We start from the raw sequence: 26,482 nt of genomic DNA on the forward strand, positions 1-26,482 counted from the left end.
GACTATATCGCCCTCAAACCAAAAGCCCTGCTCTGCGACATGTCCGGTGCAGAATATATATCGAGCTCAGGACTCAGGGTCATCCTTGCAGTAGCAAAAGCGGCAAAACTCTCCGGCGTCCACTTCGGGGTCTTTGCGCTCACAAAATTTGCAAACCATATCTTTTCCATGACCGGCTTTATGCAGCTTGTCGCGATCTACCCGGACGAAGAGACTGCGCTCAAGACTGTGGCCCGGCTCTGACCGTATTTGGGGGGCCCCGCAAAAAAGGGCAAGGTTTCCGATATCACACGTTTGCCGTGACCGTGACCTTGCCGTAGCCCGCACTTGTGCTGTCGGTGGCAAGCGATTTCCCGTTTTCGTAGATGGTCACGGTGATTGCATGGGTGCCGGTATTGTCCATCTTCTGGAAGGTGGCCGTCAGGCTCCCGCTTGCCCCCGCCACCGGGTAGATCTGGGAGCCTGATCCGGTGACCGGCGTGGTCACGCCGCCCGTGGTATACGTACCGTTGAAACCGCCGATGTAGCTGACGCTGATGGAGACGCCGCTTGCCGGGACCGCCGCTGCCGTGGTCGGGACAACGACAAATGTGGACGTGGGGGTGGCCCCCGCAGATGAGCCGGAGGTAGCCGGGGTGGTGCCGGTCGTTACATGCGCCGGGATCATGTCAGACGAGGAGTGCGTGGCGGGTGCCTGGCTGCCGGTCCCGGAGAAATAGAGGACCGCGGCCCCGAGAACCACCACGATACCGATGATCGTGGCAACAAAGAGCCACGGGATCCCGGCGGGGTGCCGGGGCCGGCCCCCGTGTATTCGTGCCTGCATAATAAATTGTATAATCATAGGATTATATGGGTTTTCCGGGGAAAACCTGCGAAAACGAGATGATATATTTCGGAAAAGAAGGGCATGCAGCCGCACGTTTATGTTTTTTTCACTGCAGCGATGAGGGCTTCACAGAGGTCCTCGTAGGGAACGGCATACCTTTTTGCGAGGAGCACGAGCGCTGCCGGGGGGAGCAGGTTCCCGCCAAACTGTTCCCGGATCACTTTGTTCATCTCGGCGACCACGTCCGTTTCCGGGATATTCCGGGCCTTCATGATCCTGCCGATCAGCTCCTGTGCCGGATCGCTTGCCTCGAACACCGCTGAGCCCGGGCGAAAACCGATGGGGATGGTCTCGGTGGCCGCATCAAAAAGGATTGTATAGACACCGTTCTCCTGCCGAACCAGTCCTGCCTCCTCGGCCCGCCTTAACAACACGGCAGCCTGGTCGGTACTCATCCACTTGCGGTCGAGCGCGTAATAGTACACGAGCTCGTTCCTGCGCAGGGCGTTCTTTCGCGTGTGCCTGAACGGTGCGGCGACCGTGACCCGGAGCGTCAATTCGGTTTACCCAGAAGGATATTTTTCATATCGAGGGCATCGAGTCCTTCAACGGCGTTCTCCCGGGCGATGTCGATATCCGTGCAGGAGCCCCGGTCGGTGAGCCGGACATAGAAAACATCGTTGGCCACCGGGACCTTACCGCTCCCGCGGAGGGCAAGGGCAAGGACCGAGATCTTAAGATCGGCTGCCTCGGTAATCACACCGGGACGCAGGACATCGGGAGTGAGATCGCCAAACTCCGCACGGTTGGTCGCGATCTCCACCTTCACCCTGACCCGGACGAGCTCCTTTCCCGTGGTCTTGGTGGACTCCTGCCCGTTCAGTTCTGATACGTACCGCAGGGTTTCCGGAAAGGTCATCCCCAGGGCAAACGAGAGATCCACCCGCTGGGGATAACGATAATAGATCCTTCGCATGGTTACACTATGGGACAGCAGAACCTAAAAAAACAATTGCTGCACGCTGGTGAAATACTAGGCCGCACGGGACTGACCGGGTGCGAAAAAAAGCGGGGACGATCCCCCGGTTTATTCGAGTAACACCGCGTTGATGATGCCGTCCTGGCCGGGGCGGCTCATAATCCGGGCACGTCCGATCTCGGTCCGGATGATTGCGCCCTTGGTGAGCAGGTTCCGCCGGACGTAGTTCGGGTTTGCCCCGTTCTCTTCAACGTTCTCGATCTTCACTTTCTTGGTCTCACCGTTGGAGATCTTGGTCACGTTCGCGAACTGCGCACGCATGGACCGGACCTTGGTGTTCCCGCCCATAACCCGGACCTGCTTTGCCCGGTTCTCACCGATATGGGTGTCTGCGGGTGCAAGCCCGATCTCGAATCTCCGCTTTCCCTGTGCCGGCCGGCGTCTGCCGCCGGTGACTTTCCGTATGGATTCTCCCTGCCAGAGCATAGTGTTACTCCTGTATGATCTTTTTTCCGGAATTTTTGGATCGTCCCGGAATGGTGCTCTATATATTCCCTCCGGAGTTATTTATACTATTTCCCAACTGCCGGACCGGATCACCCGAGGATTGCGTCGAGAAGCTGCGCCACATTCTCCCCGGTCTTCATGTTGGTCTTAAAGACCGGCATCTTCGGGTTGTACCGGTGGATGTCGGACTCCATCCGGGCGAGGTTTGCACCTACGAGCGGGGCAAGATCCACCTTGTTGATCACGCCGATCGTGCAGTCCCGGAACATCATCGGGTGCTTGTTGACCACATCGTCCCCTTCGGTCGAGCTCACGATCACGATCCGCTTCTCTGCCCCAAGCCGGAAGTCGGTCGGGCAGACCATGTTCCCTACGTTCTCGATAAAGAGGATATCGATCTGGTCCAGCGGGAGGTGGTCGATCGCGTGCTCGACCAGGTGGGCGTCGAGATGACATTCCTTGCCCGTGTTTGCGTTGTAGGCCGGGATACCCTGCGCTACGATCCGCTGAAAATCGTCGTCACCGTACACATCGCCGGCGATGGCGCCGGCCCGGAGTCCCCGCTGCTTTAAGAGCGGGACAAGCCGCTCGATGAGGGCCGTCTTTCCCGAACCAATCGCCCCGAGCAGGTCGAAGGCCCGGATCCCGTGGGCTTTGAGGTGTCGTGCGTTCTCATCGGCTATCGAGTTGTTGACGTCGTATACATCTTTCTCCATCCTGACGTCGATATGGTGCATACCTTAAGGTTTTGAGCGGACAGTGTTTATATCTTGACCCCCCTACTTTATATGCAATGGACAAAGGCGAGCGCATCCTGTATCCCTGCTACTTCAACGCGGCCCTCTCCCGGGAAGAGGGCCGGCGGGTCCCCCGTTCACTCGGCGCAAAGGGGCCCAGTGCCAGCGATATCGAGCGGGCCTTGAAGCGCCTTGGCATACCCTTCGAGGCTCAGGAGCAACACCACCCGGCCCACTGGGCCCGGCACGAGGGCAGGGTTATTGCCACGTGGACCGGCAGGAAAGAAGCACTCATCAAGAAAGTTGCCCGGGCCATGGAGGTGCGGAAGTGAAGGGCATGTATGATCTCCACACCCACACGATCCTCTCCGATGGCGAAATGCTCCCGTCAGAGCTCGTACGCCGCATGGCCGTTATCGGATATACCACGGTTGCCATCACCGACCACGTGGATACCTCAAACGTGGTCCCTGTCGTGGAGACTCTCCTTGGCGTCAGGGAATCGGCCAGGCTTTTTGGTGTCCGGCTCCTGTGCGGGGTCGAGATCACGCACGTGCCTCCGGCCCAGATCGCTGTGGTGGCCCGGCAGGCCCGGGATGCAGGGGCAGATATCGTGGTGGTGCACGGTGAGACCACGGTTGAGCCGGTGGCGCCCGGCACCAATCACGCTGCCTGCGCCTGCGCTGAGGTGAACGTGCTCGCCCACCCGGGTCTTGTCACCCGCGAGGACGCGAAGCTGGCACAGGAGAACGGGATTGCGCTCGAGATCACCTCCCGGGGCGGGCACAACCGCACAAACGGCCACGTGGTACGGATGGCCCGCGAGGTTTCGTGCCAGCTCGTGGTGGACTCGGACGCGCACGCCCCGCACGACCTGCTGGACCGGACCGCAAAAGAGAACGTAGCGGTAGGAGCAGGGCTGACCGGGGACGAAGTCGCCAGCATTATCTCTTTAAATATCGAGCGGTTCCTCCGTTCCTGATTTTTCTATTTATACTTTCACAGAACGCTTAAATACTAAAAGGTCTCACATATATAGATTACTAAATTACTTTAGTACTTTGTATACCCCCCGAGGTCGTTTCCGTGAAAGTTGTTGGACGAGCGATGAGCACCTACGGAAGCAGAATGCTCATCATCCAGTGCGATGCCGCCCAACTCCCGGGGTTGTACAGCGAAGTGACGGACCGCAGGACACAGCCGGTGGGAAAGATCATGGACCTCTTCGGGAACGTGAAATCACCCTATGCCCTTGTCCTGTGCCACGGTCCATGCAGTGTAACGCCGGGCGAGAAACTCTTCGCACGGGAACCCCGCACCCAAGCGGAGGCCCGGAGAGGACCGTTCAGGTCAAAAGCACGATAAGATTGGTGATGCCGGATGCAGGAAGTTGAGAAACTCAAGCTTCTCCAGACTGAGAGAGAAGCACTTAAATCGCGTATAAAAGTCAAAGAGCAGGAGAAAAAAGCAGAAAACCATACCGAAACGGTCTGCCCGGAGTGTGGCAGCAGGCAGCTGGTTCACGATTACGAGCGTGCCGAGCTGGTCTGCCAGAGTTGCGGCCTTGTGATCGATGACGACTTCATCGACCGTGGCCCCGAGTGGCGTGCGTTCGACCACGACCAGCGGATGAAACGCTCACGTGTCGGCGCCCCGATGACCTTTACGATCCACGACAAGGGTCTCTCCACGATGATCGACTGGCGCAACCGGGACAGCTATGGCCGGGCCATCTCCTCCAAGAACCGGGCCCAGCTCTACCGTCTCCGCAAGTGGCAGCGCCGGATCCGTGTCAGCAATGCAACGGAAAGAAACCTTGCGTTCGCACTCTCCGAGCTCGACCGCATGGCCTCGGCCCTTGGCCTCCCCAGAAACGTCCGTGAGACCGCAGCCGTGGTGTACCGTGACGCTGTGGACAAGAACCTGATCCGCGGCCGGAGCATTGAAGGCGTTGCTGCTGCAGCACTGTATGCAGCATGCCGGCAGTGCAGTGTCCCGCGGACACTCGATGAGATTGCAGAAGTGTCCCGTGTCTCGAGAAAAGAGATCGGCAGGACCTACCGGTTCATCTCCCGGGAACTGGGCCTCAAGCTCCTCCCGACCTCCCCTATCGACTACGTGCCCCGGTTCTGCTCCGGTCTCACCTTAAAAGGCGAGGTCCAGAGCCGGGCAGTCGAGATCCTGCGCCAGGCCGGCGAACGCGAGCTCACGAGCGGCAGGGGCCCGACCGGTGTCGCGGCAGCAGCCATCTACATCTCTTCCATCCTTGGCGGCGAGAGGCGCACCCAGCGTGAAGTGGCCGAAGTGGCAGGAGTCACCGAAGTCACCATCCGGAACCGGTACAAGGAACTCGCAGAGAAGCTCGACATCGAGATTATTCTCTAAAAACAATTTTTTACTGCCCTAAAAAAATCCAATGGGACGCCAAAAACTATATTCCGGCGGCTCAAAACATACAAGGCACAAATCCATGTGCGGGCTCGTAGATCAGGGGTAGATCGCTACGTTCGCAACGTAGAGGCCGCGGGTTCAAATCCCGCCGGGTCCATCCTGTTTTAAAAGACGCTTCCCCAAGGAGGCTGCCGATACGAAGGGGACGGCCGGCATAACAAAGCTAAAGAGATGCAGCAACTCCCGGTACTATGAGCATCTGCATTCCTGACCAGCCATGACCGACCAGAAAAAAACAGCTCCGGAACAGAAAAACGAGATGAAGATCACCGTTACAAAGAACGGTCCCTATATAGTTACCGGGGGCATCCCGCTCATCCGGATGGAGATCTGCAATGATGACGAGGGCTACTGCCGTACATGGCGGGAGGTGGAGCGTTTTCCCGTGCAGGAGACCTACGCCCTCTGCCGGTGCGGCCATTCGCAGCACAAGCCGTTCTGCGACGGGACGCATGCGAAGATAGGCTTTGTCGGCACCGAAACCGCAGGAAGCGAGCCATATCTCCGGCACCCGCGGATCATAACAGGGCCCGAACTTGAGCTGCTTGACTACGAAAACCTCTGCGTCCATGCCCGGTTCTGCATGCGGGCCGGGGGGGTCTGGAACCTCACCGAAAACTCGGATATCCCGGAGGCAAAAGAGACCGCGATCGAGGAAGCCTGCAACTGTCCCTCGGGACGGCTCGTGATACGAGATGCGGAAACGGGAAAAGCCCTTGAGCCGGACCTGGAGCGATCGATCGTGATCATCGAATACCCGCCCCGGGGTGAGCATGGCCCGCTCTGGGTACGGGGCGGCATTCCCGTGGTATCGGCCGACGGGAAACCCTACCGTATCCGGAACCGGCTCACCCTCTGCCGGTGCGGGAGATCCGAAAACAAGCCGTTCTGTGACGGGAGCCACATACAGCATTGATGAAAATATTCTCAACGGGGTGAAAAGAGGCCATGAGTTTTGTCACAGTTGCAAAAGCAGGGGAAATTGCTCCCGGGACCCTGAAACATGTGGAGGTGGGAGAAACAGAGATCTGCATCGCGAATGTCGAGGGAGCGTTCTATGCTGTCGGGGACCGGTGCGGCCACGAGAATGCCCGGATGTCCCGCGGCTCCCTGATGGGCACGATCGTTACCTGCCCCATGCATGCCTCCCAGTTTGACATAACCACCGGGAAACTGATGTCCGGGCCGGTCCTTGAACTCGAAGGGATTACGGAGAAGTTTGCCGGGTGCCCCGAGAGCATAAGGAAAGCGGTGGGAGAGATGTTTGCCGGCATCGCAGAAGAGCAGCGCCTGATCAGGACGCACGATCTGCCAGTCTACGAAGTGAAACGAGAGGGCAGCGATATCCTGGTCGACCTTAATGGCGCCCATTAAGGCCCGGGAAACAAAAATTATTTTTGATCTTATTTCGCGGTGAGAACCTTGACCTCGTTTTCCAGCGTCTCCCTGAGCCGCTGCACGGCCTCGTCAAGGTTATTGGTGGTCGTGACGGTAAACTGGTTGTCGGTCTTCACATCGTGGTACGTCACAACGTAATCGATCTGGCCGTCCTTTGCCTTCTTGGGTTCGATGATCAGCTTTACCATGGTATCTCCACTGTCTCCGGGGAGAATCTGAACGATCGCCCCGGACCTGATCAGATCTTAGGCCCGGGCCATCATAAAACGATACGAACCGGCAAAATACCGGCCCGGTGCGAAAGCATCAACACGGAAACCGATAAATCATGATCCCGGAAGGAGATCTATAATCATGCCAGCATGTTCCTCCACCGCGGCCGCGTGTGCAGCGGTGTTGTGTGCCACCCTGCTCCTCGTGATGCCGGGATCTGCGATCACGGTAGCTGTATATGGAAGTACCGCGGGACTGAACACCAGCCTCCACCAGGATACCTTTTCTGTGGCCTGTTCGCTCCCCGGCGTGGCCGGCCCGGAGCTGGACGGAAACCTCCCCTGCTTTACCAATGCCACCACGGACGTGATTATCCTGGGCGGGGATGCAGGGTTCTCCGGGAATACCGAGGCTGCCCTTTCGAATGCAACCGCGGCCGGAAAGATCCTCGTACTGAGCGGTGACGATCTTGCCCGGTTTGCTGACATCCTGCCGGTGCAGTCCGCAGGCATGGCCCCGGGAAGCGCGGCTCTTGTCATCAGCAACCCGAACGCCACACTCTCGGGTGACATTTTTGCAGGACTCCCGGCACAATACCCCAATACCACCATTGTCTCATCCCGGGAATCCTATGTGACGCGTCCGGGTGCCACGACCCTGCTCTCCTTTGAAAACGGCGATCCGGCACTCGCCTTTTTACCGTACGGCAACGGGTACGTGGTCACGTGGCTGGCTCCCGCAGAGCAGGCTTACCTCTCCGGCACCGATGCTGACCTGATCAACGAACGCCTGATTACCCGGCTCCTGGCGCTGCGGAGCGGTGCACCGGCCGCTGCCACAACGACCTCCATTGTACCTGCAACTACCCTTCCGGTAACAAATGTCACCACCCTGCCTGCCACAACCGTGACACTCCCGGCCTTTGGAAACCTCTTTGTCTCCTCTTCGCCCGGCGCGGCTGGAGTCTATATCGATAACGCCTATGAAGGGATCACCCCGGTGAACCTGAGCGGGATATCCCCCGGCACCCACGCGATCCGGCTGGCGATGAACGGGTACGCCGACTATGAGTCCACGGTCGATGTAACCGGAGGAAGTACGGTTGCGGTCTCCGGATCTCTGGCAGAACACAACAGGACTGAGATGACACCCGTGGCCACGGTAACGCCGGTCCCGACCGAAACCGCATCATTCTGGACGAGCACCTCCGTCATTGCGGCGCTGCTGGGGAGTGTCGCCGCAATCATCGGTGCGATCGCCACCCTGCACTCCCTGTATCACAAGCGTTCCTAGGAGAACACCGGGAACGCTTTGTTTTTCATGCCGATCAGTAACAACTATATGGAATCGGCGGAAAAAGTATATGCCGCACACGCGGGCTCGTAGATCAGGGGTAGATCGTCACGTTTGCAACGTGAAGGCCACGGGTTCGAATCCCGTCGAGTCCATCGGATTTTGTCGTTTTTTCACCAAGCATTTTGCTTGGAATGCAATAGGTATAACGGGGAATTTTTCGTTTTTTGCTCTGGAGAAATCCCTTCTTTAATAATAATGCTGCCCCCCTTACGCCAGCCCTGATCCCGTGGGGGCGGGGGCGTATGCGATGGAGCGGTATTACCAGTACCAGGAGCTGCCCGGAATGCAGGGAATACGGGATTATCGCAACCGGGGGATGCCCACGCGGCAGGGGGAAAACCCCCAAGAGCATTCAACACCAATTGATAATTTCTACAAAGCCGTTAGGTATGAATTAAAAAAAAATCAGTCGATCCAGTCGAGGAGCTGGTTCTTTGATGCCTGTTCGCTTTTCTGGATCAGCTTTCTCTTGACCTTCTGCACTGCTGCATCCGCAGGGGACGGAGGGAACGGGGATGCCGGGGCCGGGGCCTTCTCGAACTTCCCGTAGTCGAGAAGCCCGTCGTCAGTCTCGATCTCGTGGATTGCAACCGGGGCTTCGGCCTCATGCACCGGCTCCGGTGCAGCCGCTATAACTTCCTCGCGGGGCAGAGGAACAGCCGGATCCTCTGCCGGTGCGGGATCCGGGGTGATGAGCGGAGGGGCAATAGACTTTGCAGGAGGCTGATCGTGGGAAGGCAGCTGCACGGTCACCCGGATCCCCTCCACCCGCTGGATCAAAAAGTCGACAAAGTCCTCCACTTCCCGGCGTTGCTCGGCCGATAGGCGGTCCAGCTTGTTCTCCAGCGTTTCCATAACGGGCGACGGCTCCTTTATCCACTATTTTTTATTGTTTGTATTTAAGCAAACTGCGGCGGGGACGTCACCACCGGTGCTGGTACCCGCGTTTCTCCATGGGCTTGCCATCCACGAGCACGGACCTTTCCTCAGTGACCTTCCCGATAACCGTGCAGGGGACTCCTGGGACCGGGTACCGGTCCGGGGAGATCGTGAAGATCAGCTCGTAGTCCCCACCGCCATACAGCGCGAGCTCACGTGCCTGCGGTTCCGGGACACCAGCCGGCCGGGGCACGAGTGCTGACTCGATGGCAAAACCGCACGTATTCACGCTCATGAGATCGTAGAGCGAGAGGGCGATCCCGTCGCTGTCGTCCATCATCGCAGAAACCCCGCCACGGGCGAGTGCCTGTCCCTCAGTAACCCGGGGCTGCGGCTCGAAGAGTGCCTTCTCGAACTGCTTATAACCGTCGAGCCATGCCTGCGCCTGCCCGGGAATGCCGGTAATGCAAACGAGGTCCCCGGGCCAGGCACCTTCACGCCGGGCAAGGTCCCTGCGGTCGACAATCCCGAGGCCGGTGGTCACGACAGTGAGCTCATTGTGCCTGTCGATGTCCCCCCCGACAATCGCGGCACCGAATCTTGTGCAGCAGTCCTTTGCCCCCTGCATCACGCCGGCGAGCTGCTCCCAACGGTCAAGGCCAACCGCAATGAGGAGGTATTTCGGCGCCGCTCCCATGCTCGCAATGTCGCTGATGGTGACCGCGGCGCTCATCCAGCCGATCTGCCAGTCGGTCATGCCCTCCACGAAATCGGTTGTCTTATGGAGCATGTCGGTGGTGGCCACCATCACCTGCCCGCCGCAGGGGAGCACAGCACAGTCGTCCCGGCAGTTTTCCTCACCCACGATCCTCATCACGGTCTTTAAGAGTTCACGGTCATCCATCGTTCCGGCCCCCACCTTTCTTTACTTCCTTACCCCGTTCGCTCTTGTACTCCTTGAACATGTGCTCGATCCGGGAGGACTCCTTCTCGCGGACAAACTGCGCCTGCTCTTCCTGCCAGCGGGAGATAGCCGGCTCGATCCGGTCCCTGGGAGCAAGGCCCTGCCTGCCCCTCACCTGCACTCCGGTCTCTGAGGGGGTGAGGAGCGGGATGCCGACTTCACGAAACGCGGCGCCGATCTGCACGTTCCCCTCCCCGGCCCCGGGGGTGATCAGGGCCCGGATCTTCGCATCGGCAAGGTCCCGTAACACGCTGTTTCCCCATCCTCCCGTGCGCTGCACGTATACGATATCGCCTTCGTGTACCCCGGTATCGTCCGCTAACCGGCGCAGTCCATCCCGGGTGAGGGCATCAAGCACCTTTACGGGCACCGCCTCGCCATCCACCGAGAGCTCGGCAAAGGTCCGGATCCGTTCTACCCGCTTTGCAAGCGTCCGGCCGTGACGCTCCTCCTTACGGAGCCTCTTTTTGAGACTCTGGATGATCGCGTCCCGTTTTGCCACCTCGGCATCTTTGGCAAGCTGCGTGGTCCGGGTATCGTGCACGGCACGGAGCCGGCCCTGGAGGCGGTGGATCTCGTACTCCTTTGCCTTGACCTCTTCCTGGAGCTCGGCAACATACGTGCGCAGGCGCTTGACCATCCCGTCCAGCACCCGGACCCGCTCGTCATGCCGGCCCTCCCCTGCTGAGACTACGGGGGCCTCCTCCGCAAGAGCCGCCGGCGGGGCTACCGCGTGCATATCCACCAGCACCTGGTCGAGCGCCTGGCCCCGGATCACCCGGGCCCGGACCTCGTCGAGATCGTGGCCGGGAGGCACTCTCTTGATGAGGTTCCGGAACTTGTGCTGGTACTGTACGCTTGCATCAAGGGCAGCGGAAAGGGCGTCGCGCTCGTGGACGTTTTCGTACGGGTAGCCCGAGGTAAGGGCCAGCTTTGTCTCGACGGGCGTATCCTGCTTTGGCGTGTACGCCACGGCCGAAAAGGCCCGCCGGATCTTCTCCACCGAGTGCGGCATCTCCTGCACATCGGATGCGATCACGAGCGGCTTTCCCACGCGGTACAGGGCCTCGATCACGCCGGACATGTTCATCTGCCGGGAACTCTCCAGGTGCAGGAGGTTGCCGTCCAGGTCCAGTGCCGCAATCGCCGTTGTGGTACCCGGGTCGATACCCACGATCATGTACCGGGGTTTTCCCGAGAGCGGACGGAACCGGATCCGCTCGAGTCTTTTGCCGCTGATCCTTACCTGGACATCTGCCCCGCGGTACGTGGAGATCGGTACCTGTCCCCGTGCGGCAAAGACAGTAAATGCCACACGGCTGCATCCGCCAAAGGCTTTGGTCTCCTTTTTTTCATACCGAAGGCCGGTTGCGGCGAGCTGCATCTCGATCTCGCGCCCCTTGAGCTGGACGGCGCCGTGGATCTTCCGCACGTACCGGTTCTGGCTCCACCCGCCCCGGCCGGGCGAGCGGTGCCGGCTTACCACCACTTCGCTCTCGTTCTCAAAGGCGATCACCTCGGCCCCGGCCCCGAGGGCAGCCACCCGGGCCGAGGTGCGGGCCTCGGCAAAGGGGTCGAACCGGTCAAAGCTGATATTGTACCGGGCAGCGACCTTGCCCAGCGTCTCCTTCTTCTCCCCACCCGTCACCTGGACGAGTTTTGTCTGCGGCGGGAGAGAGGCGAGGAAGAAGAAGAGCTCGTGCTGGTCGGTTGCGATCTCCTGGATGCTGTCAACGGCAAGAATATCGGGGCGTTCCTCGGAGAGGAGGCGGAAGAGCCGGAACATCGAGACCGTGCTCTCGCTGGTAATCTCGTTCCCCTCCAGCCGGACAAGGGCGTACATCGGCCGGCGGGACCGCGAGCGCACCGATCCCTTCACAATATCGATACCGAATACACTCAGCCGGTCACGCATCGCAGGGCTTCCCCGGGGTCATACGTGAGTTTGTACTTCCGCACAAAGAAGGCAAGGATATTGGTAATATCCCGTTCCAGGGTAGCGCCGGCATTGGGGTGGGAGATCTCCGTCCACTGTGGCCAGTCGATGATAACGGGACGGCCGTCCTCCATGAGGATGTTGAACTCCGAGAGGTCTGCGTGGATCACGCCAAGCTGGTACGCAGTCCGCACGTTTTCAAGGATTGTATCCAGCGTTTCCGCCGGGTCAGGGAGCCTGCACCGGGCAAGGCTCGGGCCCGTGATCTTCGCCATCACGACAGCGTTCCGGTTCTGGGCCACGGGAAGAGGGACGGAGACTTTCGGGTGGAGGGTGGTGAGCGCCGCATATTCGCGTTCTGCCGAAAGCCGGGAGGCCAGAAGCCACGGGCAGCTGCCGGTTTCGGGAAGGTACTCCCGGTTGAGCCGGGGCGTGTTAAACGATCGCTGGCCCACCCGATGGAACTTGATCGCCACCGGCCCTAGACCCAGCGCCTCGTGCACCACCGACTCCTTTCCCTCACCGATCTTTGCCCCTAATGCCGAGATGGCGCCCTTCTTTACCAGGCTCAGGAGGGCGAGTGTGTCGTACCCTCCAAAGACGAGCGCGTAGCCGTCATACGGCACCGCGTTGAACCGGACCATTCCCCACCGGATGAGCCGGGAAAGCCGGTAGTTGACTTCCGATTCGGAGAGACCGGTTGCCTGCTGGAGGCTCTCGAGCGGCACCCACTCGTACCGCTTCATGGACCGTTCGAGGGCAGTAAGGATCGCCTTCTCGTATTTATGCAGGCTGCGGATCTGCTCCGGGGCAACGACCATAGGTACCAGTGTGGTTATGTGGCAGACTATAAAATCATGGGCTCCGTGCGTAACCACCGGCGGGAGCACAACCTTAAACATCTTTTATCCTCCAGATAAGAACAGGATCAGTCATCCATGCAGTGCGATGCGTGCCGGCGCGAGGCCACGGTCTTCCAGCCCTATTCGGGAAAGCATCTCTGCCCGCTCCATTTTACCCGGGACCTGGAGGCAAAGGCCAAGCGTATTATCCGATCGCATGGCTGGCTGCGCCCGGGCGACCATATCGCGGTCGTGCTCTTTGGGGACGCCGCGAGCGCCGGCCTCCTCTTTTTTCTCGCCAGCCTGACCAGAGATCGCCGTGATATTCGGATATCAGCAATCACCATCGACCCCGGGATCAGCGGGTACCCGGTGAGGGAAAGGGCACAGGAGATTGCAGACTCCCTTGGTGTGCCCTGTTTCTCCGGTTCGCTTGCCGAACGGTACGGCATCACCATGGACCGCCTCGTGGCAGAAGAGGGGCAGGATCCGGCCGGTGCTGCCTGCAGCGTGCTTGCAGGAGATTTCTTCGGAGAGATCGCGGCGGAGCAGGGGGTCACCCGCTGTGCCTTTGCCACCACCGTGGATGAGACTGCCGCGGGGTTCTTTTCTGACCTCCTTGCCGGGATACCGGAGCACACCCTGTTTTCCCGGCAGGTCCTGGGGAGGCCCGGCATTCCGGTCATCCGCCCGTTTACAGAGATCCCGGCCTCAGAAGTTCTCCGGTACGCGGAACTGCATGTCCCGTTGCCCGGGCCCGGGGGGTTCCTGCCGCAGTGTCCCGGCACCGGGAACAGTGGTCCTGGAAACGATGAGGGAGAAGCACTTGACAGCTACAGCATCCGTCACCCCGCCACAAAGTTTGCACTCGCAAATCTTGCCGGGACCCTCGCCGGGATAGCGGCAGCATTTCCGCCAGCCCCATGCCCGGTATGCGGCGAACCGCTTGAGGCCGGGAAATGCCCTGCCTGTGCCATCCGTAAAAAATACGGGAGAAACCTGAGATGAGATCGAGAAAATATGTCATCTGGAGGATCATCCACACCTCCGCAAAGATGCGGATCCTGATCTATTTCGTGCTCTTTGCCCTGCTCATCGCGATCCTGACCGTGACCTTTCACGGGCTGTATCCCGAATTCGAGGGGAGGTCCGTTGACTGGGCCCAGTCCCTGCTCTTTGTGATAGAGACCCTCACGACCACGGGAAGCCTGCTCTCCTACCACTCGGACGCGATGATCCTCTTTGCAACGGTCACCATGCTTTCCGGCGTGATCATGCTTTTCATGGTCATCCCCCTTCTCATCACCCCGTACCTTGTCTCGGTCCTCCGCTCGGGACCGTCCCGCCGGACCCCCCACCCGCTCCACCACCATACCGTGATTGTCGGGAACGGAGAACTGTCCCGGGCCCTCGTCGAGAGCCTCTCGCTCTCGGATAAAGAGATCCTGATCGTGGAGGAGGACGAAAAAGCAGCACGCGACCTTGCCCAGAGAAACCTGCGCCGGGCATTTGTCCTCTGGGGAGAGTATGATGACCCGCAGACCTGGGAGCAGGCGTGGATCCGGAACGCGGACTTTGTGATCCTCTGCGAGAACGAACGGACAACGGCGAGCATTATCCTTGGGATACGGGGAATCACCCGGGCGCGGATCATCTCCATTGTTGACAAGATCTCCTTTGACCGCTACCTGAGGTACGCCGGCGCAGAGTTTGTGCTCTCCCCAAAGCAGGTCACCGGCAGGATCCTGGCCCGGCACGCGGTCCTCAACCCGATCGGCGATACGGCCGCCGCCATCCCCGGGCTCGACCGCCTCACCATCAATGGCGGTGAATTCCCGGAGAAGAATCTCCGGCTGATCCACATCCCGGTCATGCCCGAGAGCAAGGCTACCGGAAAAACGCTCGGGGGACTTGACCTTCCCGGCCAGTACGGGATCATCGTGCCGTTCCTGTGGAAGGCAGGCCGGTTTGTCCCGCGGCCGGACCCCTCTGAAGTGATCGATGCCACGACCTCGCTCTTTTTGTTCGGGAAAGCAGACGCGGTGCGCCGGGTGGTCCACGAGGAACTGGAAGTGAGCCGGGAGCAGATCGGCCATGCTGTCATCGCCGGGTTCGGGGACGTGGGGTCGGCCGTATATGCCGAGATGATCGCCTCGGGCATTGCCTGCGTGGTCGTTGATGCCCGGAAGTATGACGTGAACGAGGTGGTCGGAAACGCGGAGAGCGAGGATATTCTCAACGAGGCCCGTATCGGGGAGGCCCGGTTCTGCATTGTCGCGCTCAACGATGACGATGTGAATATTTTCACCACCCTTATGGCCCGCAACCTGAACCCCGGAATCCGCATCCTCGCCCGGGCAAACGACCCCGATGCCGTGGAGAAACTGTACCGTGCCGGGGCGGACTACGTTGCGCTGCTCCCGCGGATTGGCGGCCAGACGGTGGGGAGGATCGTGCTCGCCGGGACGATCACCATCCTGATCGATCTTCCCAACGGCGAGATCGTTGCCCTGAAACACGTGATGCATCCGACCGGGCTGAACGTCGGAACCGCTGCATCAAAGAGCGGTGTGCGGGTGCTCGGAATCGAGGGCAAAGGGAGAATCCTGGTATCACCGTCCGGCCCGGAGGAGATCATGGAGGGAGACGCCCTGATCGTGACGGGGAATACCGAACAGTTAAAGAAATTTATCCGCTTATTTTAACAAGAGGGGCGCAGAATGGCTCAGGAACTGGGGTGCAGGATGGGACAGGTCGAGCAGATGATCCGGTACGCTTACTGGAACAGCAAAAGCTCAGGGATCGTGGTCGGGGTTTCCGGCGGTGTGGACTCGGCACTGGCAGCGGCCTTCTGCTGCCGGGCGATCGGGCCGGACAAGGTGCTCGGCCTCTCGCTTCCCACATCGGTCAGTAATCCGCAGGACCTGCGGGATGCACAGGAGCTCTGCGCCATGCTCACCATGGAGCACCGGACGGTAAACATCGACCCCATGCTTGCCGCGTTCAGGGCCATCCCCGGCTTTGTGGAGACACCGTATCTCCTTGGGAACCTCATGGCCCGGATCCGGATGACCGTGCTGTACTACCATGCCAACCGGGACCACCGGCTCGTCTGCGGCACCTCGAACCGGAGCGAGGCGATGCTGGGCTACTGCACCAAGTACGGCGACAATGCCGCTGACCTCCAGCCGATCCTCCACCTGTACAAGACGGACGTGTACGAGATGGCAAAAGAAATGAAGATCCCCCGGGCCATCCTCGAAAAGACACCTTCGGCCGGCCTCTGGGCCGGCCAGAGCGACGAGGGTGAGATCGGGCTTTCCTATGCCGAGATCGATGCGGCGCTCAGGAACCTCGAGGCAAACGGCTGGAAGGCGGGGTCGCCTGCCGAGGAAAAAGTGCGGGAGCGGGCAGAAAAAAACGCCCACAAGCGCCTTCCTGCACCTAACCTCCTGTCAGTCCCGTAAAAGTATCCGGGTACTGCTCCGGTTCATTAAGAAATGCAAGGGCTGCACGGCGGCCGATGAGCGAATAGAGCGAACCGGTACAGGCCCGGCCGGCAGCATCCCTGCCTTTTCCTGCAAAGATATGCCGGACCGGAGGGACTGCCGGGTAATGCCGGTTTTTCACGATACTGCCATCGTTCATAACGTAGTAGGCCGCCCCGTGCAGGGTCTCGTATTCCCCGTACTCACTCTCAAAAGCGGTGGAGACAATATTTGCAAGTATGAGTGTGGCATCGGGTGAGGGATTGATGGTGATATGGCCGTAGCCCGGGGGAATCACCACCCGGGCCCCGTTCTCCGCAGAGATGAGGATTACGTCATCGAGTGTCCGGGACTGGAGAAGGAACTGCGCCTTTCCCTCCGTCACTTCGTACAATTCGGGATAGCCGGTGCCTGCAGGGTCCACCGGGTGGTAATGCCCCTTGGTCTTGACGTACTCGCCGCAGAGGTCATGAGGAGGGATGACCGTGATATCGTACCGGAGCCGGTGGCCGGCAAGCCAGTGCCGGTCACCTGCCGAACGGGCGAGGTCCCGGTACATGTAATAGAGAGGACCGCTCTCCGGGCATTCCGGCCGGGCGAGGACCGCACGCATATCCCGGACCGTCCGTATGCCGGGCGCCGGAAGCGCCTCGTTCCACCAGCTGCTCAACGCTTTTTCCTCACGATGAAAACGTAATACCCTGCGCCAATCAGGATCAGGACAATGAGGGTCACGGCCACGGCAGTCTGCCCGCCGGGTATCCCGGAACCCCGGGATGCCATTATCGTGACATTGGCGGTAAAGGTATCGGATACCTGGCTGTTATCGAGGAGGTCGCGGTACCTGACCTCGGTATCGAGAGGGTAGGTCCCGGGAGCCGCGTTTCCATCAGCGGAGAGAGCGTACCGTGCGGTCGCGGTACCGCCGGGGGGAATATCACCGAGATACGCGAGGGAATCGGCACTGGACAGCGGGCTGTAGGTCGAGAGCCGGGCCTCGGCGGCCCTGGCGGTGACTGCCCCGGTATTCTGGTAGGTGATGTTGATTACGGTATCGGACCCCTGGGTGATCACGGCCGGGGGCGAAACCACGGCAAAGGTGATTTTGCCCGCCACCGGGATACCGACGGTATCCGCAGCCGAGGTCATGATATCGCCGTCAGAGTCCGTGTAGGTCACCACGACATCGACCGGGTAGGTCTGCTGCCGGGCGGCGCTGGAGACCGCGACCTTGTACAGGCAGGTGACCGTGCCGTTGCGGGGGAAGTCGCCGATATACACGCTGTCGTCGGTCGGGATGATCGCACTGTCGCCGTTCTGCAGGATCTGGACCGATGCCTTGGTCCCGTCCTCGTACCCGGCATTTCTGATCGTCAGGTTGATGTACCCTTCCGTTCCCACGGCCAGCCCCGTGGCCTCGGCATCGAGCACATCGATCTTGACCACCGGTTTTATTTTGATGGTGAGCGGGACCGTGACCGTGACCGGGCTGTACACGGGCTGGACCTGGTCACTGGCAGGTTGGTTGGCCAGGCTGTTGGAAAGATACGTGTAGTGCAGCGTGAGCGGGAGCGTGTAGGACCCCAGCGTGGCGTCCGCGGTGATCTTGGCCGGGAAACTCACGCTCGCGGTCCCGGGGCTCGCAATGTCACCGAGCGTCTGCGTGCCGGACGTGATGTTGATCGGCGCTCCGCCCGACGAGAGGTCGGCCGTGACCAGTTTTGCCGTGGTCGGCAGGTCCGGCTGCGGCAGCGTGCCCTGGTCAATATACATCGTCTCAGCGGTCCCGCTGTTGATCAGCGTCACCGTAATCGTGGTATCCTCTCCGGGAGAAAACTCGTTTGTCCCGTTGATGTATCCCGTTATCTGGGGTGAGCCCCCGAGATACTTATCCTGGCCCAGGACGGGCATGCAGCAGACCGCTGCGGCAAGAACAAGGAGTGCTATAACAAGAGAAGATCTCATCGGGCATCACGTGCAGCTGTTACCGGTACTTTTTTGGCGGGAATCATATAAAGCGATGCAGGGCGGGACAGGAAGGAGGACATGCCCGTCAAAAATCCCGGATCTCCACGAAATCCCGGACATTCATGAGCCCTTTCATCGCCTGTGTCTGGACCCAGCGGCCGCCTTCACGGATTGCCGCGATGGGGTTGGTGCCGCCTACCGCAACGATGGCGACATACTGCGGGCTTCCCGGCACGCCCAGCAGCGGGATGTTGGGCACGCCGACTTCAAGGATCCCGGTGAAGCTGCTGTCCGCAAGCTCATCGAGCACCCGGCCCACGAGAGGTTCTGCCTCCATGTGGAACTCCCGGATATTGGCAAGGATATTACCGCTTCCCTTGCGCATAACATCGTTTACCGAGGTAATCTGCTGGGAGATGAGCACCTGGAGAGGGTCAATGGTGGTATGCTCGTAAAGGATGATATGGGTGAACCGGACCGGGGAGCGGTCCTCGACTTCCACGACCCCGCCACCAATCGGGTTGATGGGTACACCCCGGCGGATCAGGAGACCGTCGAAGGTGAGGCTGCAGATCGTGCAGATGGCCGTGCACCCTTCAGGCACGACATACCCGGCAATATTTTCCTGCGAGGACCCGAACCGCACCAGCCCGCTGACCGAAACACCGGTCTTGTAGGCGTCCTTGAGAATGGAGACCGCGTATTCGAAGTCTTCGTTTTTCACCAGCGAGAGGTTGTAGACCACATTGCCGGTTCCTTTCGCAGGATCGTAGGTCACCTGCATCGCGTAGTCCCCAATGCTCTGATCGACAAATTTGAGGGGCCGGGTCATGCTAGTGATCTCGGCGATTTCAATAGAAAAATTGTTCTATAAGCCCATGGCAATCTCTATATGATGGAACACGACATGCGGGAAAAAGCCAGGAATGCAATGAGGCTCATTCTTGAAGCTGCGAAATTTGAGGTCGAAGAGGTGGACGAACCATTGGACCTTTCCGCCGTCAGGGACGGAGAGTGTGTCCTCGTGCTCTGCTCGAACGATGCCGAGATGATCGGGCAGTTCGACAAGACCAACTACAGCCTCATGGTGGACGACCACGAGATGACCTGCAAGAAGCTCCTTTTTACCCTCGAAAAGGACGTAGTAACGGAGAATTGCACGCAGTGGGGGATCGAGGAGTTTGTCCAGTACGCGGGGGAGGCCGTGCTTGCCGATATCGTGGAGCAGGAACTCAAGCTCGATCTTACCCCGGGCAAGGCAAAGGCAAAGAAGGCCGCTGCCGCAGCTGCGGCTGCTGCACCTGCTGAAGAGGAGCCCTCCGGCATCTCGATCCTTCACTTCCCGATCAAGCTCTCGGAACAGGCAGCCATCCGGACGGCGGGAATCCAGGGTGCGGCAAAACTCCGTTTTATGCCTTATTACCTGATCCACTACACGAGCACCGGTGAACAGGTGTACAAGGACCGGCGCATCCCCTTCGATGCTGACGGCTGGGGTGCAATCAACGCCATCAACGGCATCAAGCTCGACCTGGACGGGACCAAGGTCGAGGAGTCCGAGATCCCGGGCAACGCCGAGATCTCCGATGCTCACATCACCAAGGAAGAGGCATCGGAGAGGATGGTGACCGAGCTCATCGAGAGACTCACCCAGAAGGTCAGGATCAAGCAGGAGAAGGGCGACGCAATCTTTTACGAGGAAAAGACCCTCAAGCCCGACCGCAAGAACATCAAGGTCGAGACCAAGCAGGTCTACATCCCGGTCTGGCAGATCCGGGGGAAGAAGATCGTCGAGGTCAACGCGTTTACCGGCGAGCTCCTCTCCGAACCGATGGACGAAGGGGTCGAAGTCTTCTAATTATTTTCACCGTATGATCGTTGTTCTGGGAGGGGGCCCGGCCGGGCGGATAGCCTCGATCCGGCTGGCCTCCGCTGGAAAGAAGGTCACGCTCGTCGAACCCAGGGGAAAGGAGCGGGGGATCGGCGGGCAGTGCCTCCATTTTGGCTGCATGCCGGTCTGTGCTCTTAATGACGTTGCCCGCATAGCAGGCACCACCCGCAGGTTTTACGAACGCGGGATGATCGATACCCTGCCCGCATTCCGTTTTCGTACCGTGATGGACGAGATGCTCGCCGTCCAGCAGAAGATCGCCGGGATCCTTGACGAGGAGACCCGGCAGGCCGGGGTTAACGTAGTGTACGGCAAAGCAGGCCGGGTTGACGAAAGACAGGTATTTATCGGGGATGAGCCGGTCGATTGTGAAGCGGCGATCATTGCCACCGGTTCCCGGCCGAATATCCCGTCCATTCCCGGTGTATCCCTCAAGGGGGTGTTCACGCCCCACACCCTCTGGGATCTCCGCGAGCTCCCGGGAAAGATCGCGATTATCGGTGGGAGCGTGATGGCAGCGGAGTTTGCGTATATCTTCCAGGAATTCGGGAGCAGCGTCGTGGTGCTTGCCCGGAGCGGTTTTTTGAAAAACCTGGACCCGCACCTCCGGGCGGTTGCGATAAAGGAGCTGTCGGGCGTGGATATTCAGGAGGGTACAGAAGTCAAAGGTATCGCCGGGACGGACCGGGTTACGGGCGTCCGGTACCGGCGCACGGGAGAAGAGAGGGAGATACCGGCCGATGCCGTGCTTCTCGCGGCAGGTCTTATTCCTAACTCGGGCATGGTGACAGGGATCGGGAAAGGTACTGATGGCGCAATTCTCACGAACGACCGGATGCAGACCAGCATCCCCGGCATCTATGCCTGCGGGGACGTGGCAGGAGCCCCGTTTTTAACACCGGTCGCCCGGCACGAAGGTGTCGTGGCTGCGGATAACATCCTGGGAAAAGAGCGGCACATGGACTATTCCCGGATCCCGCAGGCAATCTACCTCGCCCACGAACTGGCTTTCTGCGGCGGCGGGGGCGAGGGGATCGCGTCGCTTGCCCTGCCTGGCCCGGCGGGGCCGGGAACCTACTGGTCGGTGCCCTATGGCGATACCGGCCTTGCCAAGATCTTTGCCGAACCGGCAACGGGGAAGATTGCCGGCATCTGCGCTGCCGGGCCGGCCGGCGGGACGATCGCCGGGTATCTCGCGTTTCTCATGCAGCGACAGGTCACGGTGCATGATTTCGAGGAATTTCTCGAGGTCCACCCGTCCACGGACGGGATCTACGGCATTGCCAAGTACACTTCCGAGATTTTCCGGAAGCGTAATGCCCCGTAAAGCAAAAAGACACTTTTCTTTTGTCCCGGTTCCCGTTCTTCCGGCGTGGAAACATTTTCCTGAAGGTATTATTACGCTGGAGGGTGAACGTATGAGGTACACGTTTATCCACCCGCCCCGGAGCATTCCCGTGACCGATCCTGCACAGACCCTAGCATTCGACCAGACCCGGCTCGACAAAGTCCGGGCACTGCGCGAGAAAGGCATCGACCTCTACCCGCACACGTTCGACCGGAAGAACACGATCGCGGAGATCCGGGCAACGTACTCTGAAGCCACCCACGAGAAGAGTACCGAAAGCGTTGCCACTGCAGGACGGCTCTATATCATCCGGAACCACGGCAAGACCATCTTTGCCGATCTCGGGGACGAGAACGGCAAGATCCAGCTCTACATAAGGAAGGCAGACCTCGGGGACGAAGCGTTCGAATTTTTCAACCAGTTTATCGAACGGGGCGATTTTGTCGGGGTGACCGGGCATGTCTTCCGGACAAAACTCGGCGAGATCACGATATGGGTGGATACAATCCAGCTCCTCGCAAAAGCGGTCTGTTCGCTGCCCGAGAAGTTCCACGGCCTTACCGATGTGGAGAAGCGCTACCGGCAGCGGTACGTGGACCTGATTGCAAACGAGGAGGTCCGGCAGGGCTTCCGAAACCGGAGCCGGATCCTCTCCTCCATCCGGCGCTACCTGACCGAACGGGATTTCCTCGAGTTCGAGACACCGATCCTCCAGCCGGTGTATGGAGGCGCCAATGCCCGGCCGTTTACCACCTTCCACAACTGCCTGGGCCAGAAGCTCTTCCTCCGGATCGCGCCCGAGCTGTACCTGAAACGGCTCGTGGTCGGTGGGTTTGAGCGGGTCTTTGAGATCGCCCGGAACTTCCGGAACGAGGACATCGATACGCATCACAACCCCGAGTTCACCATGGTGGAGATCTACTGGGCGTACCACGACGTGTACGACATGATGGACCTTACCGAGGACTTCCTTGCCACACTCGTCCAGGAGGTGCACGGGAAGACAGAGATCACCTTTGAGGATACCACCCTCTCCTTTGCAAAACCGCTTCGCCGGCTCTCGATGGCCGATGCAGTAAAGGAATACGCAGGGATAGACATCTTTGCACGTTCGGTAGACGAGCTTCGGGCGTTTGCAATCGAAAACCGGCTCAAGGAGACCGAAAAATCCCAGACCCAACGCGAGTTCCTCGTGTACTTCTTCGAGAACATGGTAGAGGAGAAACTGGTCCAGCCCACCTTCATCTACGATTTTCCCGTCGAGAACTCCCCGCTCGCCAAGCGCCACCGCGAAAAAGAGGGATTTACCGAACGCTTTGAGCTCTTTATCTACGGCATGGAGATCGCAAACGGCTTCTCCGAGCTCAACGATCCGCTCGACCAGAAGGAGCGTTTCGAAGCACAGGACAAGAAGAGGCTGCTGGGCGATCTCGAGGCCCAGATGATCGATTACGATTACATCAATGCACTCGGCTACGGCATGCCACCGACCGGCGGTGTGGGCATCGGGATCGACCGGCTCGTGATGCTCCTGACCGGCAATAACTCGATTAAAGAAGTGATCCTCTTCCCGTCCATGAAGAGCATCCAGGCAGAAGGGGACGGTGGAGCCGGCAAGGGATCCACTGATGCCGACCCGGCACCGAAAAACTGACCGGCCGACCGATCCCTTTTTTTTCCGGCAGGATACCGCCGGTTATTTTGCGAGTGTTGAGACGTACGTGATCGCGGCTGAAAAGATCTCCCGGTCATCCCGGTACTCTTCGGACTTTTCCCGGTCGATCCGGATCCATTCCTTCATTTTCCTGCGTCCAAGGGGTACAAACCACGTGATATCAGTCTGTCCTGCAAGATTTTCAGCCATTGTGGCAGGCACCTTGATACCCACGCCGTTTTCGTACACGCAGGCAAAGAGCTTTCCTTTCACGTAATAGGCAGGGTACCCGAACATCTTCCCTGGCTCGACCCCGGGGATAGCAAGGAGGAGATCATCCAGGACTGCCTTGTGTGCCGGGTTGTATACGGCAGGGGACATGCAGTTATCCCTCCTTTTGTTCCTCTGTGCTTCCTGCAGGGGAGAGATCCGGCCCGTCCCAGGGCCGGCGGATCTTCCCTTTTTCCTTTTTGAAAAACGCTAATGTCACCTGATCGTCGACCTTTTTCATATCGCGTGAGATCCCGCTTTCATCCCGCGGGCCGGCACGGCCACCCATCTTTTCTGCCGGGGGATTGGGGTCCTCTCCCGGGTGCAGCGGGGCCATCTCGACCGGTATGGCCGGCTCATCGAGCTCTGCCATCTCGTAGGGGGAAAGAGGGGATTCATCGTCCGCGACAAAATCCTGCTCTTCGGGATAGAGCCGGTCAACCTTATAGACATGAGGAAACGGATCGTCATCCGCATCCGGAATCATAGACGATCATGGGCGCCGGGCTGGTAAGAGTTTTGTGATGGAGACTATTCCAGCGTTCCAAAAAAATCCGGTATGGATATTGGACTTTTACAAAAAAGTTCGTTGCCAGCTGCAAACGTTTCCGGAAAACATCGGTTTCGTGAAAATCTTTTTTTAATCTGCGCCGGCCCCCTTTTCGCCAGCCCTGCCCTCAAGGGGGCGGGGGCGTATCCGATGGGACGGAATTTCCGGGAAGGGAACCGGTGAGCGATGCTAAGCACAGTTAATACAGCGTCATCGCACCCGGGGGATGCCCACGCGGCAGGGGCGAAAGCCCCCGAGAACGTCTGCTCGGCAGAAACCACCGTAATCCGATAAGCTCCGATTCTCCGACGTGAGAAAATACGAGATTTCCACAGTTTTTCGGCGAAAATATCCCTGTAAAACCGCCTGATTTCGACCCCGCGATGAAAGGCCCGCCATGGCCCTTTGCAGGGCGATCGGCACCCTGATGGGCAAAAGTATGCAGGAAATGAAAACTCACCCAGATCATGGGGGTCTTTTTGGAACGCTATAAAAGGGTATTTTCGCAATCCGGGCATTTATCTGGCGATTTCCGGACGCCCCCGAATCCGGGCATATTACGGGGTTTTCGGGGAGGGGTTTGGGGGATTCCGGGGCCTATACGGGCCCGGATTTTCTGAGATGTAGGGAGAGATCCCACCCGTAACCCATATCTCTCCTCCCTTCCTACCTCCGATTATGCCTCCGCACTCCCACGCCCGTGATGTCTTCTCCGTTGAGAAGGCCGCCCATCTCGATACAAACTTCCGCCGCTTTCTCTATCGTCCCGACCGGCTTGCCGAACGGTACGTGAAACCCGGCGACCGGGTGCTTGACTTCGGTTGCGGCCCCGGCTTTTTTACCCGCGAGTTTGCAAAAAGGGTGGGGGAGAAGGGAGTTGTTATCTCTGCCGACCTTCAGGAAGGGATGCTTGAGATCGTCCGCACAAAGATGGAGGCCGAAGGTTTTGCTTCACGGGTGCAGACACACCGCTGCCAGCCGGATTCACTCGCACTCTCCCCGGAAAAGGATGGGCAGGTCGATGCCGCGTTTGCGATCTTTGTGGTCCACGAGGTCCCCGACCGGGAGAAACTCTTCCGGGAGATTACTGCAATGCTTGCGCCCGGCGGGATCTTCTTCTACTCCGAACCGCCGTTCCTTGTTTCGGGAAAAGAATTCAGGGAGAACCTGGCTCTTCTCGAAAAAGGCGGCCTCTGCGTAGTGGAGACCCGGTGGTACTTTGTCAACCGGGCGGCGGTACTGAGAAAAGTGTGAGGAAGACGGCAGGGGATCACCCCCTCTCCATCTTTCCCTTAAAAGGGGGGGGCACCCCCCCTCCTCCGGTGCTTGCCGGCCGGTTGCAGGAAATGCCGAAAAACGAGCCGCCGTATTTTCCGGAACGTATCGGTGAGGTCGTAAAAATAAAAAAGGGAGACGGGAGGGAAATCAGTGCTTGTGCCCGGCCTTGTCCTCATCGTGGTGGATCAGCCGGCATTTGTTGACACATTCCCAGTTCTCGGGCAGGAACTTCCCGTCCGGGCCGGCCTTCATCGTGGTATGGTACTTCTCGCCGCAGACGAGGCATTCCATCAGGCCGCTCTTCTCATCGACCACTTTGGTGGTGTGCTCCTTGGTGCTCATGGAAATTATGTCTTTTTTTTCGGCTGATATAGATGCGGATTGGGAACCAGGGGCTCCCGTTCACTTGTGGTAGGGCTCCCCGCTGTTGATCCGGCAGGCCCGGTACAGCTGCTCCATGAGGATCAGCCGGGCCATCTGGTGGGTAAAGGTCATGGGCGAGAGCGAAAGCCGGAGGGCGGCCCGGCCGAGTACCGCATCGGAAAGCCCGAGGTCTCCACCTATAATCACCGTAACGGACGGTGTCCCGGCCAGCTGCAGGGACCGGAGCCGGGCGGCGAGAGCTTCACTTGCGAGCTCGGTTCCCCTGATGTCAAGGACCACCACGTAAGTCCCTTCCGGGATAGCTGCAAGGATCCTTTCGCCCTCCTTCTCTTTTGCATGCTGCTCCTGGCTTGCAGAGGCATGGACGCCCCGCCGCTCTTCCGCGATTTCGGTAATAGAGAGCTTCAGGTATGGCACCAGGCGTTTTTCGTACTCGGCAATCCCGTCGGAAAGGAATCGTTCTTTGATCTTTCCCACGGCGATAATACGGACCTGCATACCGGATCTCTTGTAAAACAGGGGGTTTGGCGTTCAGACGCCGGGCTCACCGTTGTGCGGGG

Annotated in this window: 32 protein-coding genes and 2 tRNA genes; 17 read left to right on the forward strand and 17 right to left on the reverse strand. The window is 59.4% G+C overall.

Going from position 1 to position 26,482, the window contains the following annotated elements; genetic code table 11:
- Window positions 1-243, forward strand: a 243-nt coding sequence (locus VMS83_RS00420; RefSeq protein WP_325408772.1) for an STAS domain-containing protein, incomplete at its 5' end; no start/stop codon positions are given.
- A gap of 43 nt (window positions 244-286) precedes the next feature.
- Here the strand turns inward: VMS83_RS00420 and VMS83_RS00425 are convergent.
- From VMS83_RS00425 to hypB, 5 genes are all read right to left on the reverse strand, one after another.
- On the reverse strand, window positions 287-826 hold the full coding sequence (locus VMS83_RS00425) for a hypothetical protein (protein WP_325408773.1): 540 nt from the start codon (window positions 824-826) through the stop codon (window positions 287-289).
- 98 nt (window positions 827-924) lie between these two features.
- Window positions 925-1,386, reverse strand: coding sequence for a DUF2240 family protein (locus tag VMS83_RS00430; protein WP_325408774.1), 462 nt, complete (start codon window positions 1,384-1,386; stop codon window positions 925-927).
- Window positions 1,383-1,805, reverse strand: a complete 423-nt coding sequence (locus VMS83_RS00435) for a hypothetical protein (protein ID WP_325408775.1) — start codon at window positions 1,803-1,805, stop codon at window positions 1,383-1,385. Before VMS83_RS00435 ends, VMS83_RS00430 begins: the two co-directional genes overlap by 4 nt.
- Before the next feature lie 111 nt (window positions 1,806-1,916).
- The gene (locus tag VMS83_RS00440; protein WP_325408776.1) at window positions 1,917-2,294 is read right to left on the reverse strand and encodes a 30S ribosomal protein S8e; all 378 of its coding nucleotides are present in this window, start codon (window positions 2,292-2,294) and stop codon (window positions 1,917-1,919) included.
- Between the two features lie 110 nt (window positions 2,295-2,404).
- Window positions 2,405-3,052: a hydrogenase nickel incorporation protein HypB gene (gene hypB / locus VMS83_RS00445; RefSeq protein ID WP_325408777.1), complete on the reverse strand. Its 648-nt coding sequence runs from the start codon at window positions 3,050-3,052 to the stop codon at window positions 2,405-2,407.
- 56 nt (window positions 3,053-3,108) lie between these two features.
- On the opposite strand from hypB, the gene VMS83_RS00450 reads away from it, so the two are divergent.
- From VMS83_RS00450 to VMS83_RS00480, 7 genes are all read left to right on the forward strand, one after another.
- Entirely contained in the window at window positions 3,109-3,384 is a 276-nt protein-coding gene (locus tag VMS83_RS00450; protein ID WP_325408778.1) for a signal recognition particle subunit SRP19/SEC65 family protein, read from the forward strand.
- 5 nt (window positions 3,385-3,389) lie between these two features.
- A complete protein-coding gene (locus tag VMS83_RS00455; protein ID WP_414674901.1) occupies window positions 3,390-4,034 on the forward strand; it encodes a histidinol phosphate phosphatase domain-containing protein in 645 nt (214 codons plus the stop codon).
- A gap of 104 nt (window positions 4,035-4,138) precedes the next feature.
- Window positions 4,139-4,417 carry a Gar1/Naf1 family protein gene (locus VMS83_RS00460; RefSeq protein ID WP_325408780.1) on the forward strand — a complete coding sequence of 93 codons (279 nt, stop codon included), beginning with the start codon at window positions 4,139-4,141 and terminating at the stop codon, window positions 4,415-4,417.
- Between the two features lie 15 nt (window positions 4,418-4,432).
- On the forward strand, window positions 4,433-5,437 hold the full coding sequence (locus VMS83_RS00465; protein WP_325408781.1) for a transcription initiation factor IIB: 1,005 nt from the start codon (window positions 4,433-4,435) through the stop codon (window positions 5,435-5,437).
- A gap of 91 nt (window positions 5,438-5,528) precedes the next feature.
- A tRNA-Ala gene (locus VMS83_RS00470) sits at window positions 5,529-5,600 on the forward strand.
- A 120-nt stretch (window positions 5,601-5,720) separates the two neighbouring features.
- Window positions 5,721-6,419, forward strand: coding sequence for a CDGSH iron-sulfur domain-containing protein (locus VMS83_RS00475; RefSeq protein WP_325408782.1), 699 nt, complete (start codon window positions 5,721-5,723; stop codon window positions 6,417-6,419).
- A gap of 32 nt (window positions 6,420-6,451) precedes the next feature.
- Window positions 6,452-6,877 carry a Rieske (2Fe-2S) protein gene (locus VMS83_RS00480; protein ID WP_325408783.1) on the forward strand — a complete coding sequence of 142 codons (426 nt, stop codon included), beginning with the start codon at window positions 6,452-6,454 and terminating at the stop codon, window positions 6,875-6,877.
- 29 nt (window positions 6,878-6,906) lie between these two features.
- Here VMS83_RS00480 and VMS83_RS00485 read toward each other — a convergent pair whose 3' ends face one another.
- Window positions 6,907-7,089, reverse strand: coding sequence for a hypothetical protein (locus VMS83_RS00485; protein WP_325408785.1), 183 nt, complete (start codon window positions 7,087-7,089; stop codon window positions 6,907-6,909).
- 166 nt (window positions 7,090-7,255) lie between these two features.
- Between VMS83_RS00485 and VMS83_RS00490 the strand changes: the two genes are divergently transcribed.
- Together VMS83_RS00490 and VMS83_RS00495 are read left to right on the forward strand one after the other, a co-directional pair.
- Window positions 7,256-8,407, forward strand: a complete 1,152-nt coding sequence (locus tag VMS83_RS00490) for a PEGA domain-containing protein (RefSeq protein ID WP_325408787.1) — start codon at window positions 7,256-7,258, stop codon at window positions 8,405-8,407.
- 83 nt (window positions 8,408-8,490) lie between these two features.
- Window positions 8,491-8,562 (forward strand) — tRNA-Ala (locus VMS83_RS00495).
- Between the two features lie 313 nt (window positions 8,563-8,875).
- On the opposite strand, the gene VMS83_RS00500 is transcribed toward VMS83_RS00495, so the two are convergent.
- The 4 genes from VMS83_RS00500 to VMS83_RS00515 form a co-directional block, all read right to left on the reverse strand.
- Window positions 8,876-9,325: a hypothetical protein gene (locus VMS83_RS00500; RefSeq protein ID WP_325408789.1), complete on the reverse strand. Its 450-nt coding sequence runs from the start codon at window positions 9,323-9,325 to the stop codon at window positions 8,876-8,878.
- Window positions 9,326-9,392: 67 nt separating this feature from the next.
- Complete coding sequence (gene thiL / locus VMS83_RS00505) at window positions 9,393-10,253, reverse strand: thiamine-phosphate kinase (RefSeq protein ID WP_325408791.1); 861 nt, start codon at window positions 10,251-10,253, stop codon at window positions 9,393-9,395.
- A complete protein-coding gene (locus VMS83_RS00510) occupies window positions 10,246-12,228 on the reverse strand; it encodes a DUF460 domain-containing protein (protein WP_325408793.1) in 1,983 nt (660 codons plus the stop codon). The genes thiL and VMS83_RS00510 overlap by 8 nt, the downstream gene beginning before the upstream one ends.
- Entirely contained in the window at window positions 12,213-13,151 is a 939-nt protein-coding gene (locus VMS83_RS00515; protein WP_414674893.1) for a serine/threonine-protein kinase RIO2, read from the reverse strand. Before VMS83_RS00515 ends, VMS83_RS00510 begins: the two co-directional genes overlap by 16 nt.
- Window positions 13,152-13,187: 36 nt before the next feature.
- Here VMS83_RS00515 and VMS83_RS00520 point away from each other — a divergent pair, with 36 nt between their 5' ends.
- From VMS83_RS00520 to VMS83_RS00530, 3 genes are read left to right on the forward strand one after another with little or no spacing between them, the layout of a single operon-like run.
- On the forward strand, window positions 13,188-14,099 hold the full coding sequence (locus tag VMS83_RS00520) for a tRNA(Ile)-lysidine synthase (protein ID WP_325408795.1): 912 nt from the start codon (window positions 13,188-13,190) through the stop codon (window positions 14,097-14,099).
- Window positions 14,096-15,796, forward strand: a complete 1,701-nt coding sequence (locus VMS83_RS00525; RefSeq protein ID WP_325408797.1) for a potassium channel family protein — start codon at window positions 14,096-14,098, stop codon at window positions 15,794-15,796. The genes VMS83_RS00520 and VMS83_RS00525 overlap by 4 nt, the downstream gene beginning before the upstream one ends.
- 15 nt (window positions 15,797-15,811) lie before the next feature.
- Window positions 15,812-16,558 (forward strand): NAD+ synthase, encoded by a 747-nt coding sequence (locus VMS83_RS00530; protein WP_325408799.1) that lies wholly within the window; start codon window positions 15,812-15,814, stop codon window positions 16,556-16,558.
- Here VMS83_RS00530 and VMS83_RS00535 read toward each other — a convergent pair.
- From VMS83_RS00535 to VMS83_RS00545, 3 genes are all read right to left on the reverse strand, one after another.
- The gene (locus VMS83_RS00535; protein ID WP_325408801.1) at window positions 16,536-17,249 is read right to left on the reverse strand and encodes a glucose-6-phosphate isomerase family protein; all 714 of its coding nucleotides are present in this window, start codon (window positions 17,247-17,249) and stop codon (window positions 16,536-16,538) included. The genes VMS83_RS00530 and VMS83_RS00535 overlap by 23 nt on opposite strands.
- Window positions 17,246-18,544, reverse strand: a complete 1,299-nt coding sequence (locus VMS83_RS00540) for an S-layer protein (protein ID WP_325408803.1) — start codon at window positions 18,542-18,544, stop codon at window positions 17,246-17,248. The genes VMS83_RS00535 and VMS83_RS00540 overlap by 4 nt, the downstream gene beginning before the upstream one ends.
- Window positions 18,545-18,632: 88 nt before the next feature.
- Window positions 18,633-19,379 carry a DUF128 domain-containing protein gene (locus tag VMS83_RS00545; RefSeq protein WP_325408805.1) on the reverse strand — a complete coding sequence of 249 codons (747 nt, stop codon included), beginning with the start codon at window positions 19,377-19,379 and terminating at the stop codon, window positions 18,633-18,635.
- A 60-nt stretch (window positions 19,380-19,439) separates the two neighbouring features.
- On the opposite strand from VMS83_RS00545, the gene VMS83_RS00550 reads away from it, so the two are divergent.
- The 3 genes from VMS83_RS00550 to lysS all read left to right on the forward strand — a co-directional run bounded on the left by VMS83_RS00550 (window position 19,440) and on the right by lysS (window position 23,440).
- Window positions 19,440-20,405 (forward strand): hypothetical protein, encoded by a 966-nt coding sequence (locus tag VMS83_RS00550; RefSeq protein ID WP_325408807.1) that lies wholly within the window; start codon window positions 19,440-19,442, stop codon window positions 20,403-20,405.
- 13 nt (window positions 20,406-20,418) lie between these two features.
- Window positions 20,419-21,765, forward strand: coding sequence for an NAD(P)/FAD-dependent oxidoreductase (locus tag VMS83_RS00555; RefSeq protein WP_325408809.1), 1,347 nt, complete (start codon window positions 20,419-20,421; stop codon window positions 21,763-21,765).
- A gap of 91 nt (window positions 21,766-21,856) precedes the next feature.
- Complete coding sequence (lysS, locus tag VMS83_RS00560) at window positions 21,857-23,440, forward strand: lysine--tRNA ligase (protein ID WP_325408811.1); 1,584 nt, start codon at window positions 21,857-21,859, stop codon at window positions 23,438-23,440.
- 42 nt (window positions 23,441-23,482) lie between these two features.
- Here lysS and VMS83_RS00565 read toward each other — a convergent pair whose 3' ends face one another.
- Window positions 23,483-23,821 carry a hypothetical protein gene (locus tag VMS83_RS00565; RefSeq protein ID WP_325408813.1) on the reverse strand — a complete coding sequence of 113 codons (339 nt, stop codon included), beginning with the start codon at window positions 23,819-23,821 and terminating at the stop codon, window positions 23,483-23,485.
- A 4-nt stretch (window positions 23,822-23,825) separates the two neighbouring features.
- The gene (locus VMS83_RS00570) at window positions 23,826-24,197 is read right to left on the reverse strand and encodes a hypothetical protein (protein WP_325408815.1); all 372 of its coding nucleotides are present in this window, start codon (window positions 24,195-24,197) and stop codon (window positions 23,826-23,828) included.
- Between the two features lie 741 nt (window positions 24,198-24,938).
- Between VMS83_RS00570 and VMS83_RS00575 the strand changes: the two genes are divergently transcribed.
- Window positions 24,939-25,514, forward strand: coding sequence for a class I SAM-dependent methyltransferase (locus tag VMS83_RS00575; protein ID WP_325408817.1), 576 nt, complete (start codon window positions 24,939-24,941; stop codon window positions 25,512-25,514).
- Window positions 25,515-25,685: 171 nt separating this feature from the next.
- Here VMS83_RS00575 and VMS83_RS00580 read toward each other — a convergent pair whose 3' ends face one another.
- Window positions 25,686-25,880: a hypothetical protein gene (locus VMS83_RS00580; protein ID WP_325408819.1), complete on the reverse strand. Its 195-nt coding sequence runs from the start codon at window positions 25,878-25,880 to the stop codon at window positions 25,686-25,688.
- A gap of 60 nt (window positions 25,881-25,940) precedes the next feature.
- Window positions 25,941-26,420 carry a 23S rRNA (pseudouridine(1915)-N(3))-methyltransferase RlmH gene (gene rlmH, locus VMS83_RS00585; RefSeq protein WP_325408821.1) on the reverse strand — a complete coding sequence of 160 codons (480 nt, stop codon included), beginning with the start codon at window positions 26,418-26,420 and terminating at the stop codon, window positions 25,941-25,943.
- Window positions 26,421-26,482 lie beyond the last annotated feature (62 nt).

The sequence above is a fragment of the Methanoregula sp. genome (genome assembly GCF_035543475.1).
Classification (GTDB): Archaea; Halobacteriota; Methanomicrobia; order Methanomicrobiales; family Methanospirillaceae; genus Methanoregula.

Excerpts from the sequence above, each read along its gene's own strand:
- VMS83_RS00425 (WP_325408773.1), bottom strand. The coding sequence starts at position 826 with ATGCAGGCACGAATACACGGGGGCCGGCCCCGGCACCCCGCCGGGATC.
- VMS83_RS00435 (WP_325408775.1), bottom strand. The coding sequence starts at position 1,805 with ATGCGAAGGATCTATTATCGTTATCCCCAGCGGGTGGATCTCTCGTTT.
- VMS83_RS00440 (WP_325408776.1), bottom strand. The coding sequence starts at position 2,294 with ATGCTCTGGCAGGGAGAATCCATACGGAAAGTCACCGGCGGCAGACGC.
- hypB (WP_325408777.1), bottom strand. The coding sequence starts at position 3,052 with ATGCACCATATCGACGTCAGGATGGAGAAAGATGTATACGACGTCAAC.
- VMS83_RS00450 (WP_325408778.1), top strand. The coding sequence starts at position 3,109 with ATGGACAAAGGCGAGCGCATCCTGTATCCCTGCTACTTCAACGCGGCC.
- VMS83_RS00455 (WP_414674901.1), top strand. The coding sequence starts at position 3,390 with ATGTATGATCTCCACACCCACACGATCCTCTCCGATGGCGAAATGCTC.
- VMS83_RS00465 (WP_325408781.1), top strand. The coding sequence starts at position 4,433 with ATGCAGGAAGTTGAGAAACTCAAGCTTCTCCAGACTGAGAGAGAAGCA.
- VMS83_RS00475 (WP_325408782.1), top strand. The coding sequence starts at position 5,721 with ATGACCGACCAGAAAAAAACAGCTCCGGAACAGAAAAACGAGATGAAG.
- VMS83_RS00480 (WP_325408783.1), top strand. The coding sequence starts at position 6,452 with ATGAGTTTTGTCACAGTTGCAAAAGCAGGGGAAATTGCTCCCGGGACC.
- VMS83_RS00485 (WP_325408785.1), bottom strand. The coding sequence starts at position 7,089 with ATGGTAAAGCTGATCATCGAACCCAAGAAGGCAAAGGACGGCCAGATC.
- VMS83_RS00490 (WP_325408787.1), top strand. The coding sequence starts at position 7,256 with ATGCCAGCATGTTCCTCCACCGCGGCCGCGTGTGCAGCGGTGTTGTGT.
- VMS83_RS00500 (WP_325408789.1), bottom strand. The coding sequence starts at position 9,325 with ATGGAAACGCTGGAGAACAAGCTGGACCGCCTATCGGCCGAGCAACGC.
- thiL (WP_325408791.1), bottom strand. The coding sequence starts at position 10,253 with ATGGATGACCGTGAACTCTTAAAGACCGTGATGAGGATCGTGGGTGAG.
- VMS83_RS00510 (WP_325408793.1), bottom strand. The coding sequence starts at position 12,228 with ATGCGTGACCGGCTGAGTGTATTCGGTATCGATATTGTGAAGGGATCG.
- VMS83_RS00515 (WP_414674893.1), bottom strand. The coding sequence starts at position 13,151 with ATGTTTAAGGTTGTGCTCCCGCCGGTGGTTACGCACGGAGCCCATGAT.
- VMS83_RS00520 (WP_325408795.1), top strand. The coding sequence starts at position 13,188 with ATGCAGTGCGATGCGTGCCGGCGCGAGGCCACGGTCTTCCAGCCCTAT.
- VMS83_RS00525 (WP_325408797.1), top strand. The coding sequence starts at position 14,096 with ATGAGATCGAGAAAATATGTCATCTGGAGGATCATCCACACCTCCGCA.
- VMS83_RS00530 (WP_325408799.1), top strand. The coding sequence starts at position 15,812 with ATGGCTCAGGAACTGGGGTGCAGGATGGGACAGGTCGAGCAGATGATC.
- VMS83_RS00540 (WP_325408803.1), bottom strand. The coding sequence starts at position 18,544 with ATGAGATCTTCTCTTGTTATAGCACTCCTTGTTCTTGCCGCAGCGGTC.
- VMS83_RS00545 (WP_325408805.1), bottom strand. The coding sequence starts at position 19,379 with ATGACCCGGCCCCTCAAATTTGTCGATCAGAGCATTGGGGACTACGCG.
- VMS83_RS00550 (WP_325408807.1), top strand. The coding sequence starts at position 19,440 with ATGATGGAACACGACATGCGGGAAAAAGCCAGGAATGCAATGAGGCTC.
- VMS83_RS00555 (WP_325408809.1), top strand. The coding sequence starts at position 20,419 with ATGATCGTTGTTCTGGGAGGGGGCCCGGCCGGGCGGATAGCCTCGATC.
- lysS (WP_325408811.1), top strand. The coding sequence starts at position 21,857 with ATGAGGTACACGTTTATCCACCCGCCCCGGAGCATTCCCGTGACCGAT.
- VMS83_RS00565 (WP_325408813.1), bottom strand. The coding sequence starts at position 23,821 with ATGTCCCCTGCCGTATACAACCCGGCACACAAGGCAGTCCTGGATGAT.
- VMS83_RS00570 (WP_325408815.1), bottom strand. The coding sequence starts at position 24,197 with ATGATTCCGGATGCGGATGACGATCCGTTTCCTCATGTCTATAAGGTT.
- VMS83_RS00575 (WP_325408817.1), top strand. The coding sequence starts at position 24,939 with ATGCCTCCGCACTCCCACGCCCGTGATGTCTTCTCCGTTGAGAAGGCC.
- VMS83_RS00580 (WP_325408819.1), bottom strand. The coding sequence starts at position 25,880 with ATGAGCACCAAGGAGCACACCACCAAAGTGGTCGATGAGAAGAGCGGC.
- rlmH (WP_325408821.1), bottom strand. The coding sequence starts at position 26,420 with ATGCAGGTCCGTATTATCGCCGTGGGAAAGATCAAAGAACGATTCCTT.